Genomic DNA, 15491 nt, shown 5'->3' on the forward strand with positions numbered 1-15491 from the left:
GATAAGGACCGTTCAGATTCGGCTGAATTTTGGCCCCGCCACCCCACGGAGGTGGAGACAACGGAACCTATCTCAACCAAGACCCACCACCCTCCAACACCCCCACCCAAACGGGCGCAAGCATCATCAGATAGCGAGCCATATGGCATCGACTATTTGGCACACTGTTGAGTTCTCAAGGAACAGACGCGCATCTCCTCGAGATCTTTCGATCTCATCCGAGAGGCTTTGTCGTTCTGAATCCTACCTGGCTTTCCGACCGCTTCCTGCCACCCTTTCGGGCAGCGTCCGCGGGCCGAGAGCCCGTCCCCGTCCGGCTTCAGGGCGCACGAAGCGCCTGTCAGCACGATCGGGGGTGGCCACCCTAGGGACCAGCCACCGTGGGTCTATCCGCGGTGTCCGTTCCTCCCTCTCGGGCGACATCGAGAACATTACGCGCGTGTTGCGGCAGGTGGCAAATCCCGTCGCGGTGACGCCGGTCACCAGACCCCGTCCGGAGGGCAGATCAGCAGGTCAGTGGCCAGAAACGGCGACGACGGGACCTCCGTCGCCTGCAGGCGGAACGGAGGACCCGTCGTCGGACGGTGCCCGGTCAGGTGCCGTCAGGGCTGCGCGTCGACCACGGCGAGGGTCCGCTTGCCCCGGCGCAGGACCGCCCAGCGCCCGTGCAGGAGGTCGTCGGCGGTCAGGACAGCGTCCTCGGCCGCGACCCGGACGTTGTTGACCGACGCACCGCCCTCCGCGATCGCTCGTCGGGCCGCCCCCTTGCTCGCCACCACGCCGGTCGCGGCCAGGAGGTCGGCGATGGTGTCGCCGGCGGTGCCGGGAGCCGACGGGAGCTCGGCCACGGCTGCGGCGAGCGTCGCGGCGTCGAGCTCGGCCAACGAGCCTCGCCCGAACAGCGCCTGGCTGGCAGCCACCACCTGGTCGGCGGCAGCTGTGCCGTGCACGAGAGACGTCACCTCGTACGCCAGCGCGCGCTGCGCCTCGCGAGCCGCCGGTCGTTCCGCGACGGCCGACTCCAGATCCTCGATCTCGTCGCGCGAGCGGAAGCTGAACACCTTGAGGTAGCGCACCACGTCGGCGTCGTCGGCGTTCAGCCAGAACTGGAAGAACGCGTACGGCGTCGTCATCTCGGGGTCGAGCCAGACCGTGCCGGTCTCGGTCTTGCCGAACTTGGTGCCGTCCGCCTTGGTGATCAGCGGCGTCGTGAGCGCGTGCACGGCGACACCCTCGGCCTTGCGGATCAGCTCGACGCCCGAGAGCAGGTTGCCCCACTGGTCGCTGCCGCCGGTCTGCAGGGTGATCCCGTGCCGGCGGTGCAGCTCGAGGTAGTCCATGCCCTGCAGGATCTGGTAGCTGAACTCGGTGAAGCTGATGCCCGCGTCGCTGTTCAGGCGTCGAGCCACGGTGTCCTTGGCGAGCATCGTGCCCAGCCGGTAGTGCTTGCCGATGTCCCGCAGGAAGTCGATGGCCGACAGCGGGGCCGTCCAGTCCAGGTTGTTGACCATCGTGGCGGCGTGGGGGCCGTCGAAGCGGAGCAGCGGCTCGATCTGCTTGCGGATGCGCTCCACCCAGACCGAGACGACGTCACGGTCGTTGAGGGTGCGCTCCCCCGCCATCTTCGGGTCACCGATCAGACCGGTCGCGCCGCCGACGAGGCCGAACGGCGTGTGGCCGGCGTCCTGCAGGCGACGGACGGTCAGGATCTGGACGAGGTTGCCGATGTGCAGGCTCGGCGCGGTCGGGTCGAAGCCGCAGTAGAGGGAGACGGGCCCGGCGGAGAGCGCGTCACGGAGGGCGTCGAGGTCGGTGGTCTGGGCGATCAGGCCGCGCCACTCGAGCTCGTCGAGGATGTGGTTCACAGGGTCTCCAGGCAGTAGGCCGGCTCGCGTCCGGCACAGAGGGTGGGCGAAGGCGTCCAGCCGGCGTCGTCGTCCCTCACGGGACGTCTACCGACGCCGGCGCGCGATACGCCGGGCGATACGCGGAGACCGTGCGCTCGTCCGTGAGCCAGTAGCGCCACGGGAACCTGGTGCCCTCGCCGCCCGAGCCCGAGACGCCGACCCTCGGGCCTGTCTTGTGCGTCGGCTGGGCCACGACCTGGTGGCGGTGCAGCACGATGTCGCCGCCCGCCTCCGTGATGTCGGCACCGTTCGCGCGCAGGTCCAGGCCGAGGGCGACCGCGAGCCGGGCGGGGCCACGGGCGAGCTGGCGCTCCGAGTCCACGACTCCGACCGCCTCACGTCGACGCCACGCCAGGTCGGCGCCGTCGACGATCTCGCCGGCGCGCAGCAGGACGGCCGACGGCCTGCCGGTGGGCTCCGTGACGATGTTGAGGCAGTGGTGCAGGCCGAGGTGGCGGTACACGTACAGCCGGCCGGGCTCCGCGAACATCACCGCGTTGCGCGCGGTCCGGCCGCGGAACGCGTGGGAGCCCGGGTCGTCGGCGCCGCCGTAGGCCTCGACCTCGGTGATCCGCAGCGTGACGTCACCCTCGGGCGAGCGCGCCGTGAGGTACGCACCGAGCAGGTCGCGAGCGACCGTGTGCACGTCGCGGCTGAACCAGACGCGCGCCGGCACAGCCACGGGGGCGTGCCGACCGGCGGCATCCGGGCTCTGCAGCGGTTCGGACGGGCTCACCCGAACATCTTGCCGCACGAGCCGGTCACGGCGATCCGGGATTCCGGGCTCGGTGCGCCGAGCGGTCGGTGCGAAGGACGTCGCACGCGTCGAGACTCGTGGCGACACGAGGCCACCGGCATCCCCACAGGCAGCCAGAGCATCCCCGGCCGCACCCCGGCCGTCCGGCGCGGGGGCCGCGCGACCACGGACCGATCGACATCCGGGTCGCCGCCCAGGCGGCGTCGCCCGCCGACGCTGTGCTTCCGGTGGCGAGGACTCACGGCGCCATCTCGCCGGTGAGGAGGTGGCCGAACGCGTCGAGCCGCACGTCGGCGCGCTCGCGCGTGCGTTCGCGGGCGAAGTGGGCGGCCTCGTCGGCCATCCAGGTCAGCCAGTGCTCGCGGGCGTCGGCGCCGTCGCGGGCGAGGCCGCGCTCGAGACGCAGGTCGTCGGGGGCCTCGACCCAGACGCGGAGCGTCGCGACGGTATCGACGGCACGGCGGGCCGACCCGCACCCCTCGACGACGAGCAGGCCCGGGACCGGAATGTCGACCCACTCCGCGAAGGCCCCTGCCGCCCAGTCGTAGCGCTGGTAGCGGCCAGGCACGCCCCGGCGGAGCGGCTCCAGGACCTGCGCCGAGAGGCGCGGCCAGAGCGAGCCCTCGAGGCCCGACCAGCCCTCGTAGAGGTCGTCCAGGTGCAGCACGGTGGCACCGCGGGCGCCCAGCGCGTCCGCGAGCGTCGTCTTGCCCGAGCCGGCGGGACCGTCGACGGCCACGACCCGGACGGGCCCGAGCCGAGGACGGGCCGCGAGTGCGCGCGCAACGAGCTCGTCGGCGATCACGACGCCCAGGAACGCAGCTCCGCCGCACGGGCCCGGGCACGCTCCAGCTGCTCGGCGACACGCACGGGCGCCGTCCCGCCGAAGGCCGACCGCGACGCCAGCGACCCCTCGACCGTCAGCACGGTGCGCACCTCGGGCGTCAGGTGCGGCGAGATGGCGGTGAGCTCGTCGTCGGTGAGGTCCCACAGCTCGATGGCCGGCTCGTGCTCCTCGCACGCACGGACGCACGCGCCCGCGACCTCGTGCGCGACCCGGAACGGCACGCCGTTGCGGACCAGCCACTCGGCGATGTCCGTCGCGAGCGAGAAGCCCTGCGGCGCGAGCGCCGCAAGCCGGTCGGTGTCGAACTCGAGGGTCTGGACCATGCCGGAGAACGCCGGCAGCAGGACCGAGAGCTGGTCCACCTGGTCGAACACCGGCTCCTTGTCCTCCTGCAGGTCGCGGTTGTACGCGAGCGGGAGGCCCTTGAGCGTGGTGAGCAGGCCCGTCAGGTCGCCGACGAGACGGCCCGCCTTGCCGCGCGCCAGCTCGGCGACGTCGGGGTTCTTCTTCTGCGGCATGATGCTCGACCCGGTCGAGTAGGCGTCGTGCAGCCGGACGAAGCCGAACTCCTTCGTGGCCCAGAGGATGACCTCCTCGGCGAGCCGGGAGATGTCCACCGCGAGCATGGCCGCGACGAACGCGAACTCCGCGACGACGTCGCGCGACGCGGTGCCGTCGATCGAGTTCTCGACCGGGCCGTCGAACCCGAGCTCCGCGGCGACCGCGGCAGGGTCCAGGCCGAGCGACGAGCCCGCCAGCGCCCCCGAGCCGTACGGCGAGCGGGCCGCACGGGCGTCCCAGTCGACCCAGCGCTCGACGTCGCGCAGCAGCGGCCACGCGTGCGCCAGCAGGTGGTGCGCGAGCAGGACCGGCTGGGCGTGCTGCAGGTGGGTGCGGCCCGGCATCGGCGCCTCGCCCGCGCGGTCGGCCTGCGCGACGAGCGCGTCGACCACGTCGAGCACCAGGCGTGCAAGACCACGCGACTCCTCGCGCAGGTACATGCGCACGAGGGTGGCGATCTGGTCGTTGCGTGACCTGCCCGCGCGGAGCTTGCCGCCGAGGTCCGCGCCCGCACGGTCGATCAGCCCGCGCTCCAGGGCGGTGTGCACGTCCTCGTCCTCGAGCACGGGCAGGAAGTCGCCGCTCGCGACGTCGCTGCGCAGCCGCTCGAGGGCGTCGACCATGCCGGTCAGCTCGTCGTCCGTGAGCAGACCGGCGCCGTGCAGGACGCGGGCGTGCGCGACGGATCCGGAGATGTCGTGCCCGGCGAGCCGCCAGTCGAAGTGCGTCGACTGCGACAGCGCCTGCAGCGCCTCCGAGGGGCCGCCGGCGAACCGGCCTCCCCACAGCGACACGCCGCCTGTCGGCTGGACGCCGCCGCCCGACGTCGTGGCGACGTCCTCAGGCACTCGTGATCCCGCCCTGCGTGCCGAGGTCGACCCCGTTGCCGAAGCGCACGTCGCGCGCCGCGGCCAGCTTCGAGGACAGACCGTAGATCTCGATGAAGCCCTTCGCGGCGGACTGGTCGAACGAGTCGCCCGTGTCGTACGTCGCGAGGTTGAAGTCGTACAGGCTCGCGTCCGAGCGGCGGCCCGTGACGGTCGCGCGACCGCCGTGCAGGACGATCCGCACGTCGCCGGAGACGTAGCGCTGGGTGTCGTCGACGAACACGTCGAGCGACTTCTTCAGCGGCGAGAACCACTGGCCGTCGTAGACCAGCTCGGTCCAGCGCTGCTCGACGCCCCGCTTGAACCGCGCCTGCTCGCGCTCGACCGTGACGTTCTCGAGCTCCTGGTGGGCTGCGATGAGGGCGATCGCGCCGGGGGCCTCGTAGACCTCGCGGGACTTGATGCCGACCAGGCGGTCCTCCACGATGTCGATCCGGCCGATGCCCTGGGCACCCGCGCGACGGTTCATCTCCTGGATCGCCTGCAGCGGCGTGACCGGGATGCCGTCGAGCGCGACGGGGATGCCCGCCTCGAACGTGATGACGACCTCGTCGGCGACCGGCGGGAACGTCGGGTCGTCCGTGTACGTGTAGACGTCCTTCGTCGGACCGTTCCAGATGTCCTCGAGGAAGCCGGTCTCGACCGCGCGGCCCCACACGTTCTGGTCGATGGAGAACGGGTTGTGCTTGGTGGTCTCGATGGGCAGCGCGTTGCGCGTCGCGAACTCGATGGCCTTGTCGCGCGTGAGCGCGAGGTCCCGGACCGGTGCGAGGCACGTGAGGTCGGGCGCCAGCGAGGTGATGCCGACCTCGAAGCGGACCTGGTCGTTGCCCTTGCCGGTGCAGCCGTGCGCGACCGTCGTCGCGCCGAACTGGCGGGCCGCACGGACCAGGTGCTTGACGATGACCGGACGGGACAGTGCCGAGACCAGCGGGTAGCGGTCCAGGTACAGCGCGTTCGCCTTGAGCGCGGGCATGCAGTACTCGTTCGCGAACTCGTCGCGGGCGTCGGCGACGTAGGCCTCGACGGCGCCGCAGTCGAGGGCGCGCTGGCGGATCACGTCGAGGTCCTCGCCGCCCTGGCCGACGTCGACCGCCACGGCGATCACCTCGGCGCCGGTGGCCTCGGCGATCCAGCCGATGCCCACGGAGGTGTCCAGGCCGCCGGAGTAGGCGAGGACGACGCGCTCAGTCATTGTTCTTCTCTCTTCGGGGTTCTGGGTCGGGGAGGACGTTGTGTGGTCAGTCTGACGGACGGGTGCGCGACGGCGCGTCGGTGGCCAGCGCGAGGAAGCGGGCGGCCAGTGCGACACCGGTCTCCCCCTCCCGCGCGATGACCAGGACCGTGTCGTCGCCCGCGATCGTGCCGAGCACGGCGGGCAGGACGGAGTGGTCGATGGCCGACGCGAGGAACTGGGCGGCCCCGGGCGGCGTCCGCAGCACGACGAGGTTGCCCGACGCCTCCGCGGTCACCAGGAGCTCGGCGCACAGCCGGGCCAGCCGGGCGGCGAGCATCTCCTCGTCCGGCCCGGCGGCGGGCGTGCGCAGGCCACCCTCGGCGGGGACCGCGTAGGCGAGAGCGCCGGACGGGGTCCGGATCTTCACCGCGCGCAGCTCCACGAGGTCGCGCGAGAGCGTCGCCTGAGTGACCGTGACGCCCTCCGCGGTGAGCAGCTCCGCCAGCTGCTGCTGCGAGTGGACCGTGCCGCGGGTGAGCATCGAGGTCACGAGCGCCTGCCGGGCGGCCTTCGTGTGCGGGACGGTGACGCTCATCATCGTCCCTCCACCAGCCAGGACAGGAGGGCCTTCTGCGCGTGCAGGCGGTTCTCGGCCTCGTCCCAGACGACCGACCGCGGCCCGTCGAGCACCTCCGCGGTGATCTCCTTGCCGCGGTAGGCCGGCAGGCAGTGCAGGACGAGCGCGTCCGGCCGGGCGAGGGCCATCGCGGCCGCGTCCACCCGGAACGGCACGAACGGGGTCTCGCGGTCCGCCGCCTCGGACTCCTGGCCCATCGACACCCAGGTGTCCGTCGCGACGACGTCCGCTCCCGCGACAGCCTCCGCGAGGGAGTGCACGACCGTGACCGAGCCACCCGTGTCCGCGGCGATCTCGGCGGCGTCGGCGAGGATCGCCGCGTCGGGCAGGTACCCGTCGGGCGTGCCGATCCGCACGTGCAGGCCTGCGGTCGCGCCCCCGAGCAGGTACGAGTGGGACATGTTGTTGGCACCGTCGCCGACGTAGGCGAGCGTCAGCCCGGACAGCCCGGAGACTCCCCCGCGGTGCTGCGCGACCGTCGCGAGGTCCGCGAGGATCTGGCACGGGTGGAAGCTGTCCGTCAGCGCGTTCACGACCGGGACGCCCGCGTGCTCGGCCATCTGCTCGAGCCGCTCCTGGGAGAACGTGCGCCAGACGATCGCCGCGACCTGCCGGCCCAGCACGCGGGCGGTGTCCTCGATCGACTCCCGCTCACCGATCCTCGCGAGCTTGCCGTCGACGCTCAGCGGGAAGCCGCCGAGCTCCGCGATGCCCGCCGCGAAGGAGACCTGGGTGCGCAGCGTCGGCTTGTCGAAGATGACGGCCACCGCCCGCGGTCCCGTCAGCGGGGTGCGGATGAACCGGTCGTCGCGGAACGCGAGGGCGAGCTCGAGGACGTCGCGCTGCTCGCGGGGGGTGAGGTCGTCGTCGCGGAGGAAGTGCCGGGTCATGACAGGTCACCGCCAGCCAGGTCGCCGGAAGCACAGCCGTCGCGGAGGAAGTGCCGGGTCATGACAGGTCACCGCCAGCCAGGTCGCCGGAAGCACAGCCGTCGCGGAGGAAGTGCCGGGTCATGACAGGTCCTCCGGCAGGCTCGCGAGGAAGTCGACGAACTGGGCGGCCTGCTCCTGCGTCAGCAGGAACGGTGGCGCGAGGCGGATCGTCGTCGGGGTGCAGGGGTTCACGATGAACCCGGCCTCCAGCGCGCGGACGGCGAGCGCCGCGGCGACGGGCGCCGTGAGCTCGATGCCGACGAGGAAGCCCTCGCCGCGGACCTCCCCGACGAGCGGGTTGCCGGTGCCGGCCAGCTGCTCGCGCAGCTTCGCGCCCAGCGTGCTGACGTGCTCGAGGAGACCGTCCCGTTCGATCACGGCGATCGTCGCGAGCCCGGCGGCCGACGCGACGGGGTTCCCACCGAACGTGGTGCCGTGCTGGCCGCGGCCCAGGAGCGTCGCGGTCTGCCCGCCGTAGGCGATGAGCGCGCCGACGGGGAACCCGCCGCCGAGCCCCTTCGCGACGGTCACGGCGTCGGGCACGATGCCGCCGCCGACGTGCGGGAGCTGGTGGGCGAACCAGGAGCCGGTCCGGCCCATGCCGGTCTGCACCTCGTCGAGGATCAGGAGAGCGCCGTGCTCGGCGGTGAGCGAGCGGGCGAGGGCCAGGTAGCCCGGCGGGAGCGGCCGCACGCCGGCCTCGCCCTGGATCGGCTCGACGAACAGCGCGGCGACCCGGTCGCCGTCGACCGCGAAGGCGGCCTCGAGCGCCTCGGTGTCCCCGAACGGCACGAACTCGACGCCCGCGGGCAGCGGCTCGAACGGCTCGCGGTACGCCGCCTTGTGCGTGAGCGCGAGGGCACCCATGGAGCGGCCGTGGAACGAGCCCTCCAGCGCGAGGATCCGCGGCCGGTCGGTGCCGCCGTTGCGGCGGGCGAGCTTGAACGCGGCCTCGTTGGCCTCGGTCCCGGAGTTGGTGAGGAAGACCCTCGACCCCTCCGGGGCGCCGGCCAGGGCGAGCAGCCGCTCGGCGAACGCGATCTGCGTCGGGCTGCCGAAGAAGTTGGAGACGTGCCCGAGCGTGCCCAGCTGGGCGCTGATCGCCGCGGTCAGGGTGGGGTGGGCGTGGCCGAGCGAGTTCACCGCGATCCCGCCGAGCAGGTCGAGGTACCGGGTGCCGTCGGCGTCCCAGACGTAGGGACCCTCGCCGCGGACGAGCACCCGCTGGGGCGCGCCGAACGTGTCCATGACGGCGTGGGTGTACCGGTCGGTCCACTGCGCGACGGAGCCGTCGGCAGCCAGCACCGGCAGGTTGGCGTCCGTGGCCTCCGGGGACCGGTGCCGGGCCCGGGCGTTCTCGAGCGCGGTCACAGGGTCACCTCGGGGTCGTGGGGGATCACGGGGATGGGGGCCGTGAAGGGGGCGTCGGCGGGCTCCTCGTCGGGCAGCACCATGGTGCCGATGCCGTCGGAGGTGAAGACCTCGACCAGGATCGAGTGCGGGGCGCGCCCGTCGATGACGTGGGCGCGGCCGACGCCGCCCTCGACGGCGCGCCAGCAGGCCTCCATCTTCGGGCGCATGCCGGCGTCCAGGCCCGGCAGCAGCTCCGCGAGGGCGCTGGCGCCGATCCGGCGCACGAGCGAACCCGTGTCCGGCCAGCTGGTGTAGAGGCCCTCGACGTCGGTGAGCACGATGAGCTTGCGGGCGCCGAGCGCGACCGCGAGCGCGGCGGCCGCGGTGTCCGCGTTGACGTTGAGCACCGTCGTGGGGTCGTCGAGGTCGGGGGCGACGGTCGAGACCACGGGGATGCGGCCGGCGTCGAGGAGGTCGAGCACGGCACCCGGGTTGACCTTGACGACGTCGCCGACCAGACCGATGTCGACGCTCTGACCGTCGACGATGGCCGTCCGCCGACGCGCCTGGAACAGGCCGCCGTCCTCGCCCGACAGGCCGACGGCGTGCGGTCCGTGCGCGTTGAGCAGCCCGACGAGCTCCCGGGAGACCTGCCCGGTGAGCACCATCCGCACGACGTCCATCGCCTCGGGGGTGGTGACGCGCAGGCCGCCGCGGAACTCCGACTCGATGCCGAGCCGGTCGAGCATCGCGTTGATCTGCGGTCCCCCGCCGTGCACCACGACGGGCTTGAGGCCCACCTGGCGCAGGAACACCATGTCCTGGGCGAAGGCCCGCTTGAGGTCCTCGTCGATCATCGCGTTCCCGCCGTACTTCACGACGACGAGCGCGCCCGCGAACTTCTGCAGCCACGGGAGGGCCTCGATGAGGACCTCCGCCTTCTGGTCGGCGCGCAGGTCGGTGCGGGTGTTGAACGTGAAGTCGCTCATGTGGAGTACGCGCTGTTCTCGTGGACGTAGTCGTGCGTGAGGTCGTTGGTCCAGACCGTGACCACCTCGCCGCCCGCGTGCAGGTCGATCAGCACGTGCACCTCGCGGTTCGCGGCGAGGTCCACCTCGGAGCGGGGCCGGAACGCGCCGCCGGCCTTGCACACCTGGACACCGTTGATGGTCACGTCGAGCTGGTCGGGGTCGAACGCGGCGACGCTCTCCGGGACGGTCCCGACCTGCGCGAGCACCCGTCCCCAGTTGGGGTCGTTGCCGAACATCGCGGCCTTGAACAGGTTGGAGCGGGTCACGGCGCGGGCGACGGCGAGCGCGGCGTCCTGCGTCTCGGCGCCCATCACGGTGACCGCGATGTCGTGCGTGGCGCCCTCCGCGTCGGCGACCAGGGCGCGGGCGAGCTCGCCGCAGACCTGCGTGAGCGCGGCGGTGAACCCGGCGGGGTCGGGGATCGCGCGGCTGGCGCCCGAGATCATCAGCGTGACCGTGTCGGACGTCGACATGCAGCCGTCGGAGTCGACGCGCTCGAACGTGTCCGCCACCGCGGCGCGCAGAGCCGCGGCCGCGGTCTCGGCGTCCACGACGGCGTCGGTCGTGATGACGCAGAGCATCGTGGCGAGTCCGGGGGCGAGCATCCCGGCTCCCTTGGCCATGCCCCCGACGGTCCACGCGCCCCGGTCGCCGTCGACGTGCAGGTGAGCGGTCTTGGCGACGGTGTCGGTGGTCATGATCGCGACGGCTGCGTCGGGACCGCCCTCCGGCGAGAGCGCCTCGACAGCGACGCCGATGCCGTCGAGGATCTTGTCGATGGGCAGCCGCTCCCCGATCAGACCGGTGGAGCAGACCACGACGTCGCCCGCGGAGATCTCCAGGGCGGCGCCGACCGTCTCGGCGGTCAGGTGCACGTCGAGGAAGCCCTCGGGCCCGGTGCACACGTTGGCGCCGCCCGAGTTGAGCACGACGGCGCTGACGACGCCGTCGGAGACGGCCTGGCGCGACCAGACGACGGGCGCCCCCACGACGCGGTTGGTGGTGAACACGGCGGCGGCGGCCTGCGAGGGGCCGTCGTTGACGACGAGCGCGAGGTCGGGGCGGCCGGAGGCCTTGAGGCCGGCGGTGATGCCGGATGCGCGGAAGCCCGCCGCCGCGGTGACACCGGGCGACGGCAGGGCGAGGGTCTCGGTGGTCACGGTGCGACTCCGTCCAGAGGAAGGCCGAGCGTCTCGGGCAGGCCGAGCGCGAGGTTGAGGGACTGCAGGGCGCCACCGGCGGTGCCCTTGACCAGGTTGTCGATCGCCGTGACCGTCACGACGCGGCCCGCGCGCTCGTCGACCGCGACCTGCACGAGCGCGGTGTTGGCTCCGAGTGTCGCAGCCGTCGTCGGCCACTGACCCTCGGGCAGGAGGTGCACGAAGGGTTCGTCGGCGTAGGACTGCTCCCAGGCGGCGCGCACGCCTGCCGGGTCGACCCCGGCGGCGAGCCGCGCCGTGGCGGTCGCGAGGATGCCGCGGGCCATGGGCACGAGGGTCGGGGTGAACGAGATCGTGACGTCCGAGGCGCCGGCGGAGCGGAGGTTCTGCGCGATCTCCGGGATGTGCCGGTGCGTGCCGCCGACGGCGTACGGCTGGGCGGCGCCGAGCGCCTCGCTGGCGAGCAGGTGCGTCTTGAGAGACTTGCCGGCGCCGGAGTAGCCGTTGGCGAGCACCGCCACGAGGTCGGTGGGCTCGATCAGCCCGGCGGCGATGCCCGGCTGGAGCCCGAGCGAGACGGCGGTGACGTTGCAGCCGGGGACGGCGATCCGCCGTGCGCCGGCGAGCACCGCCCGCTGCTCGCTCGCGGTCCGCTCCCCCGGGTGCAGCAGCTCCGGCAGGCCGTAGGGCCACGTGCCGGCGTGGGCGCTGCCGTAGAACTGCTCCCAGTCGGCGGCGTCGACGAGCCGGTGGTCGGCGCCGAGGTCGACGACGACCGCACCGTCCCCGCGCGCCTCGAGCTCGGCGGCGATCGCACCGCTGGCGCCGTGCGGCAGGGCGAGGACGACGACGTCGTGCCCGGCGAGCTCGTCGACCCCCGTCGGTGCGAGCACGCGGTCCGCGAGCGTGCGCAGGTGCGGCTGGTGCGCACCCAGCAGCGTGCCGGCGTTGGAGTGCGCGGTGAGGGTCCCGATGCGGGCCTCGGGGTGCGCGAGCAGCACGCGGAGCATCTCGCCACCGGCGTACCCGCTGGCACCCGCGACTGCGACCGTGAACGTCATGTGCATGAACATACACAAGGCTGCACGAAGATACGAACGGGATCGCGGGGAATGCTCACGACCGTTGCCGGTGTTTGTCGAACAGTGCGCGCCATCAGAGCCACCGCCGCAGGCGGTCCCGACGTCCTTGAGCTCGTCGAGCTCCCTGACCCCGAGCCCGCCGCCGACGAGGTCCTCGTCCGCGTCGCCGCGGCCGGGGTCAACTTCATCGACACGTACCGACGGTCCGGCGTGTACGCGATGACGTTCCCGCACGTCGTGGGCTCCGAGGGCGCCGGGACGGTTGTCGCCGTCGGCTCCGACGTCAGCGAGATCGCCGTCGGAGACCGGGTCGCCTGGTCGTCGGCTCCCGGCTCGTATGCCGAGCTGGTGAGCGTCCGGGAGTCCAAGGCGCTGGTGGTCCCCGACGGCGTCTCCGACCAGGTCGCCGCCGCACTCCCCCTCCAGGGCCTCACCGCGCACTACCTCGTGACCTCGACGTTCCCCGTCCAGGCCGGGCACGACGTGCTCGTGCACGCGGCCGCCGGAGGTGTCGGGCTCCTGCTCACCCAGCTGGCGTCGCGGCGAGGGGCCCGGGTCATCGCGACCGTGGGAAGCGCCGAGAAGGAGCGCCTGGCGCGCGCGGCGGGTGCCGCCGACGTGATCCGGTACCGCGAGCTCGACGACCTGACCCGCGACCTGCCGGCCGAGGTGCGGTCGCTGACCGACGGCCGAGGCGTGCACGCCGTCTTCGACTCCGTCGGCAAGGACACGTTCGACGCGTCGCTGGCCAGCCTGCGCCCCCGCGGGACGCTCGTCCTGTTCGGCGGCTCGTCGGGTCCGGTCCCCCCGGTCGACCCCCAGCGCCTCAACGCGGCCGGCTCGCTCTTCCTGACCCGCCCCACGCTCGACCACTACATCGCCACCCGCGACGAGCTCGACGGGCGCTCCCGTGAGCTGTTCGACGCCGTGCGGGCGGGCGAGCTCGACGTGCGCGTCGGCGCCACGTTCCCCCTGGCCGATGCGGCCGACGCCCACCGCGCGCTCGAGTCGCGCTCCACCACCGGAAAGGTCCTGCTGCTCCCGTGAGTGTCCCCACCCTGAATCCTCTGTCCGCGGTACGCACCCTGCAGGTCGAGGTCTGGTCCGACATCGCCTGCCCCTGGTGCTACATCGGCAAGCGTCGCTTCGCCGCCGCGCTGGCCGGCTTCGCCCACCGCGACCACGTCGAGGTGACCTGGCGCGCGTACGAGCTGTCGCCGAGCACCCCCACCGGCCCGGGCATCCCCGAGATCGACGCGCTCGCCCGGCACAAGGGCATCCCCCGCGACCAGGTCACGCGCATGTTCGCGCAGGTCACGGCGGTGGCCGCAGGCGAGGGCCTCGCCTACGACTTCGACCGGGCGATCGCCGCCAACACCTTCGCGGCGCACCGCCTGGTCCACCTGGCCCGCGTCTCCGGCGGTGCCGAGCTGGCCGAGCGCACGCTGGAGGCCCTCTTCTCCGCGCACTTCGAGCACGGCGCGGACCTCGGCGACGACGAGACGCTCGTGCGGATCGTCGGCGGCGCGGGCGTCGACCCCGACGCGGCGCGGGCCGCTCTGGCGGACGACACGGGGGCCGACGCCGTCCGAGCCGACGAGGACGAGGCGCGCGCGCTGGGCGTCACGGGCGTGCCGTTCTTCGTCGTCGACCGCCGCATCGCCGTGTCCGGCGCCCAGCCGGCCGACGTGTTCACGCAGCTGCTCGAGACGGCGTGGCGCGACGCGAACCCGATCCAGACCCTGGCGACCGCCGACGGGACGGCCTGCGTCGACGACTCCTGCGCCATCTGACCTCTCGACCGCCGGGACGAACCGGGCGATACGGTGACGCTGCGCACTGACGCGCGCCGCCCACCCGGAGGCTCTGATGACGACGTCGCTCCTCGACACCCTCGGCGTGACCGTCCCCTCGACGGTCCCCACGCACTGGTACAACCTGGCGGCGGACCTGCCGTCGCCCTGCCCGCCGGCCCTGCACCCGGGGACCCGGGAACCGCTGACGCCCCCCGACCTGGCGCCGCTGTTCCCGATGGCCCTGATCATGCAGGAGGTCAGCACCGAGCGATGGATCGAGATCCCCGAACCGGTCCGGGAGATCTACGCCCTGTGGCGCCCGTCGCCCCTCGTCCGCGCGCGTCGCCTCGAGCGCGCGCTCGGCACCCCGGCGCGGATCTACTACAAGTACGAGGGCGTGAGCCCGGTCGGGTCGCACAAGCCGAACACCGCCGTCGCGCAGGCGTACTACAACGCGGCCGAGGGCATCACGAAGCTCACCACCGAGACCGGCGCCGGGCAGTGGGGTGCGTCGCTGGCCATGGCGTGCGCTCTGCTGGGACTGACCTGCGAGGTGTGGCAGGTCCGCGCCTCGTACGACTCCAAGCCGTACCGCCGGATGCAGATGGAGACGTACGGGAGCATCTGCCACCCGTCGCCGTCGGACCTCACCAACGCCGGCCGCGCGATGCTCGAGGCCGATCCCGAGACCACCGGCTCGCTCGGCATGGCGATCAGCGAGGCGGTCGAGGCCGCCGCCACCGACCCTGACGCGCACTACTCGCTGGGCAGCGTGCTCAACCACGTCCTGCTGCACCAGAGCGTCATCGGTCAGGAGGCCCTCGCCCAGCTCGACGCGATCGAGGAGAGCGCCGACGTCGTGTTCGCGTGCGCCGGAGGCGGTTCGAACCTCGGCGGGCTCTCGTTCCCGTTCCTCGGCCGCAACCTCCGCGACGGCGCGACGACGCGGGTGGTCGCCTGCGAGCCGGCCGCGTGCCCGTCGCTGACGCAGGGCGAGTACCGGTACGACTTCGGCGACGTCGCCGGCCTGACTCCCCTGCTGAAGATGCACACGCTCGGCAAGGACTTTGTCCCCCCGCCCATCCACGCCGGTGGCCTGCGGTACCACGGCATGGCGCCGATGGTGTCGCACGCGGTCGAGCTCGGGCTGATCGACGCGATCGCCGTCGACCAGGAGACGGCGTTCGCCGCCGGGATCGAGTTCGCACGCGCCGAGGGGATCATCCCGGCGCCGGAGTCCACGCACGCCGTCGCGGGCGCCATCGCGCACGCCCGTTCGGCCACCCGGCCCGAGACCATCGTCATCGGCCTGTCCGGCAACGGGGTCCTGGACCTGCCCGCCTATCACGACTACGTGTAGCGAC

Annotated in this window: 14 protein-coding genes; 3 read left to right on the plus strand and 11 right to left on the minus strand. The window is 72.8% G+C overall.

Annotation, left to right across the window (positions count from 1 at the left end; all coding sequences use genetic code 11):
- Positions 1-602: 602 nt before the first annotated feature.
- The 11 genes from tyrS to argC form a co-directional block, all read right to left on the minus strand.
- Complete coding sequence (gene tyrS / locus ACXJKF_RS03440; protein WP_456786345.1) at positions 603-1865, minus strand: tyrosine--tRNA ligase; 1263 nt, start codon at positions 1863-1865, stop codon at positions 603-605.
- A 76-nt stretch (positions 1866-1941) separates the two neighbouring features.
- Entirely contained in the window at positions 1942-2643 is a 702-nt protein-coding gene (locus ACXJKF_RS03445) for a DNA-3-methyladenine glycosylase (protein WP_456786346.1), read from the minus strand.
- A gap of 259 nt (positions 2644-2902) precedes the next feature.
- Complete coding sequence (locus tag ACXJKF_RS03450) at positions 2903-3469, minus strand: uridine kinase family protein (protein ID WP_456786347.1); 567 nt, start codon at positions 3467-3469, stop codon at positions 2903-2905.
- Positions 3466-4920: an argininosuccinate lyase gene (gene argH, locus ACXJKF_RS03455; protein WP_456786348.1), complete on the minus strand. Its 1455-nt coding sequence runs from the start codon at positions 4918-4920 to the stop codon at positions 3466-3468. The genes ACXJKF_RS03450 and argH overlap by 4 nt, the downstream gene beginning before the upstream one ends.
- Positions 4913-6154, minus strand: a complete 1242-nt coding sequence (locus ACXJKF_RS03460; RefSeq protein WP_456786349.1) for an argininosuccinate synthase — start codon at positions 6152-6154, stop codon at positions 4913-4915. The genes argH and ACXJKF_RS03460 overlap by 8 nt, the downstream gene beginning before the upstream one ends.
- 46 nt (positions 6155-6200) lie before the next feature.
- On the minus strand, positions 6201-6731 hold the full coding sequence (locus ACXJKF_RS03465; protein ID WP_456786350.1) for an arginine repressor: 531 nt from the start codon (positions 6729-6731) through the stop codon (positions 6201-6203).
- Entirely contained in the window at positions 6731-7663 is a 933-nt protein-coding gene (gene argF / locus ACXJKF_RS03470; RefSeq protein ID WP_456786351.1) for an ornithine carbamoyltransferase, read from the minus strand. Before argF ends, ACXJKF_RS03465 begins: the two co-directional genes overlap by 1 nt.
- A gap of 120 nt (positions 7664-7783) precedes the next feature.
- Positions 7784-9076 (minus strand): acetylornithine transaminase, encoded by a 1293-nt coding sequence (locus ACXJKF_RS03475; RefSeq protein ID WP_456786352.1) that lies wholly within the window; start codon positions 9074-9076, stop codon positions 7784-7786.
- Positions 9073-10047, minus strand: coding sequence for an acetylglutamate kinase (gene argB / locus ACXJKF_RS03480; RefSeq protein WP_456786353.1), 975 nt, complete (start codon positions 10045-10047; stop codon positions 9073-9075). Before argB ends, ACXJKF_RS03475 begins: the two co-directional genes overlap by 4 nt.
- Positions 10044-11249, minus strand: a complete 1206-nt coding sequence (gene argJ, locus ACXJKF_RS03485) for a bifunctional glutamate N-acetyltransferase/amino-acid acetyltransferase ArgJ (protein WP_456786354.1) — start codon at positions 11247-11249, stop codon at positions 10044-10046. Before argJ ends, argB begins: the two co-directional genes overlap by 4 nt.
- Complete coding sequence (gene argC, locus ACXJKF_RS03490) at positions 11246-12310, minus strand: N-acetyl-gamma-glutamyl-phosphate reductase (RefSeq protein WP_456786355.1); 1065 nt, start codon at positions 12308-12310, stop codon at positions 11246-11248. The genes argJ and argC overlap by 4 nt, the downstream gene beginning before the upstream one ends.
- A gap of 84 nt (positions 12311-12394) precedes the next feature.
- Here argC and ACXJKF_RS03495 point away from each other — a divergent pair, with 84 nt between their 5' ends.
- The 3 genes from ACXJKF_RS03495 to ACXJKF_RS03505 all read left to right on the plus strand — a co-directional run bounded on the left by ACXJKF_RS03495 (position 12395) and on the right by ACXJKF_RS03505 (position 15487).
- Positions 12395-13378 (plus strand): quinone oxidoreductase family protein, encoded by a 984-nt coding sequence (locus ACXJKF_RS03495; protein WP_456786356.1) that lies wholly within the window; start codon positions 12395-12397, stop codon positions 13376-13378.
- Positions 13375-14124, plus strand: a complete 750-nt coding sequence (locus tag ACXJKF_RS03500) for a DsbA family oxidoreductase (RefSeq protein ID WP_456786357.1) — start codon at positions 13375-13377, stop codon at positions 14122-14124. Before ACXJKF_RS03495 ends, ACXJKF_RS03500 begins: the two co-directional genes overlap by 4 nt.
- A 76-nt stretch (positions 14125-14200) precedes the next feature.
- Entirely contained in the window at positions 14201-15487 is a 1287-nt protein-coding gene (locus ACXJKF_RS03505) for a TrpB-like pyridoxal phosphate-dependent enzyme (RefSeq protein ID WP_456786358.1), read from the plus strand.
- Positions 15488-15491: the final 4 nt, after the last annotated feature.

This window comes from Cellulomonas sp. P5_C5, from assembly GCF_054049655.1.

Bases quoted from the DNA above. Each gene is read 5' to 3' on its own strand.
- ACXJKF_RS03460 (WP_456786349.1), bottom strand. From the start codon at position 6,154: ATGACTGAGCGCGTCGTCCTCGCCTACTCCGGCGGCCTGGACACCTCC.
- ACXJKF_RS03465 (WP_456786350.1), bottom strand. From the start codon at position 6,731: ATGAGCGTCACCGTCCCGCACACGAAGGCCGCCCGGCAGGCGCTCGTG.
- argF (WP_456786351.1), bottom strand. From the start codon at position 7,663: ATGACCCGGCACTTCCTCCGCGACGACGACCTCACCCCCCGCGAGCAG.
- argB (WP_456786353.1), bottom strand. From the start codon at position 10,047: ATGAGCGACTTCACGTTCAACACCCGCACCGACCTGCGCGCCGACCAG.
- argC (WP_456786355.1), bottom strand. From the start codon at position 12,310: ATGACGTTCACGGTCGCAGTCGCGGGTGCCAGCGGGTACGCCGGTGGC.
- ACXJKF_RS03505 (WP_456786358.1), top strand. From the start codon at position 14,201: ATGACGACGTCGCTCCTCGACACCCTCGGCGTGACCGTCCCCTCGACG.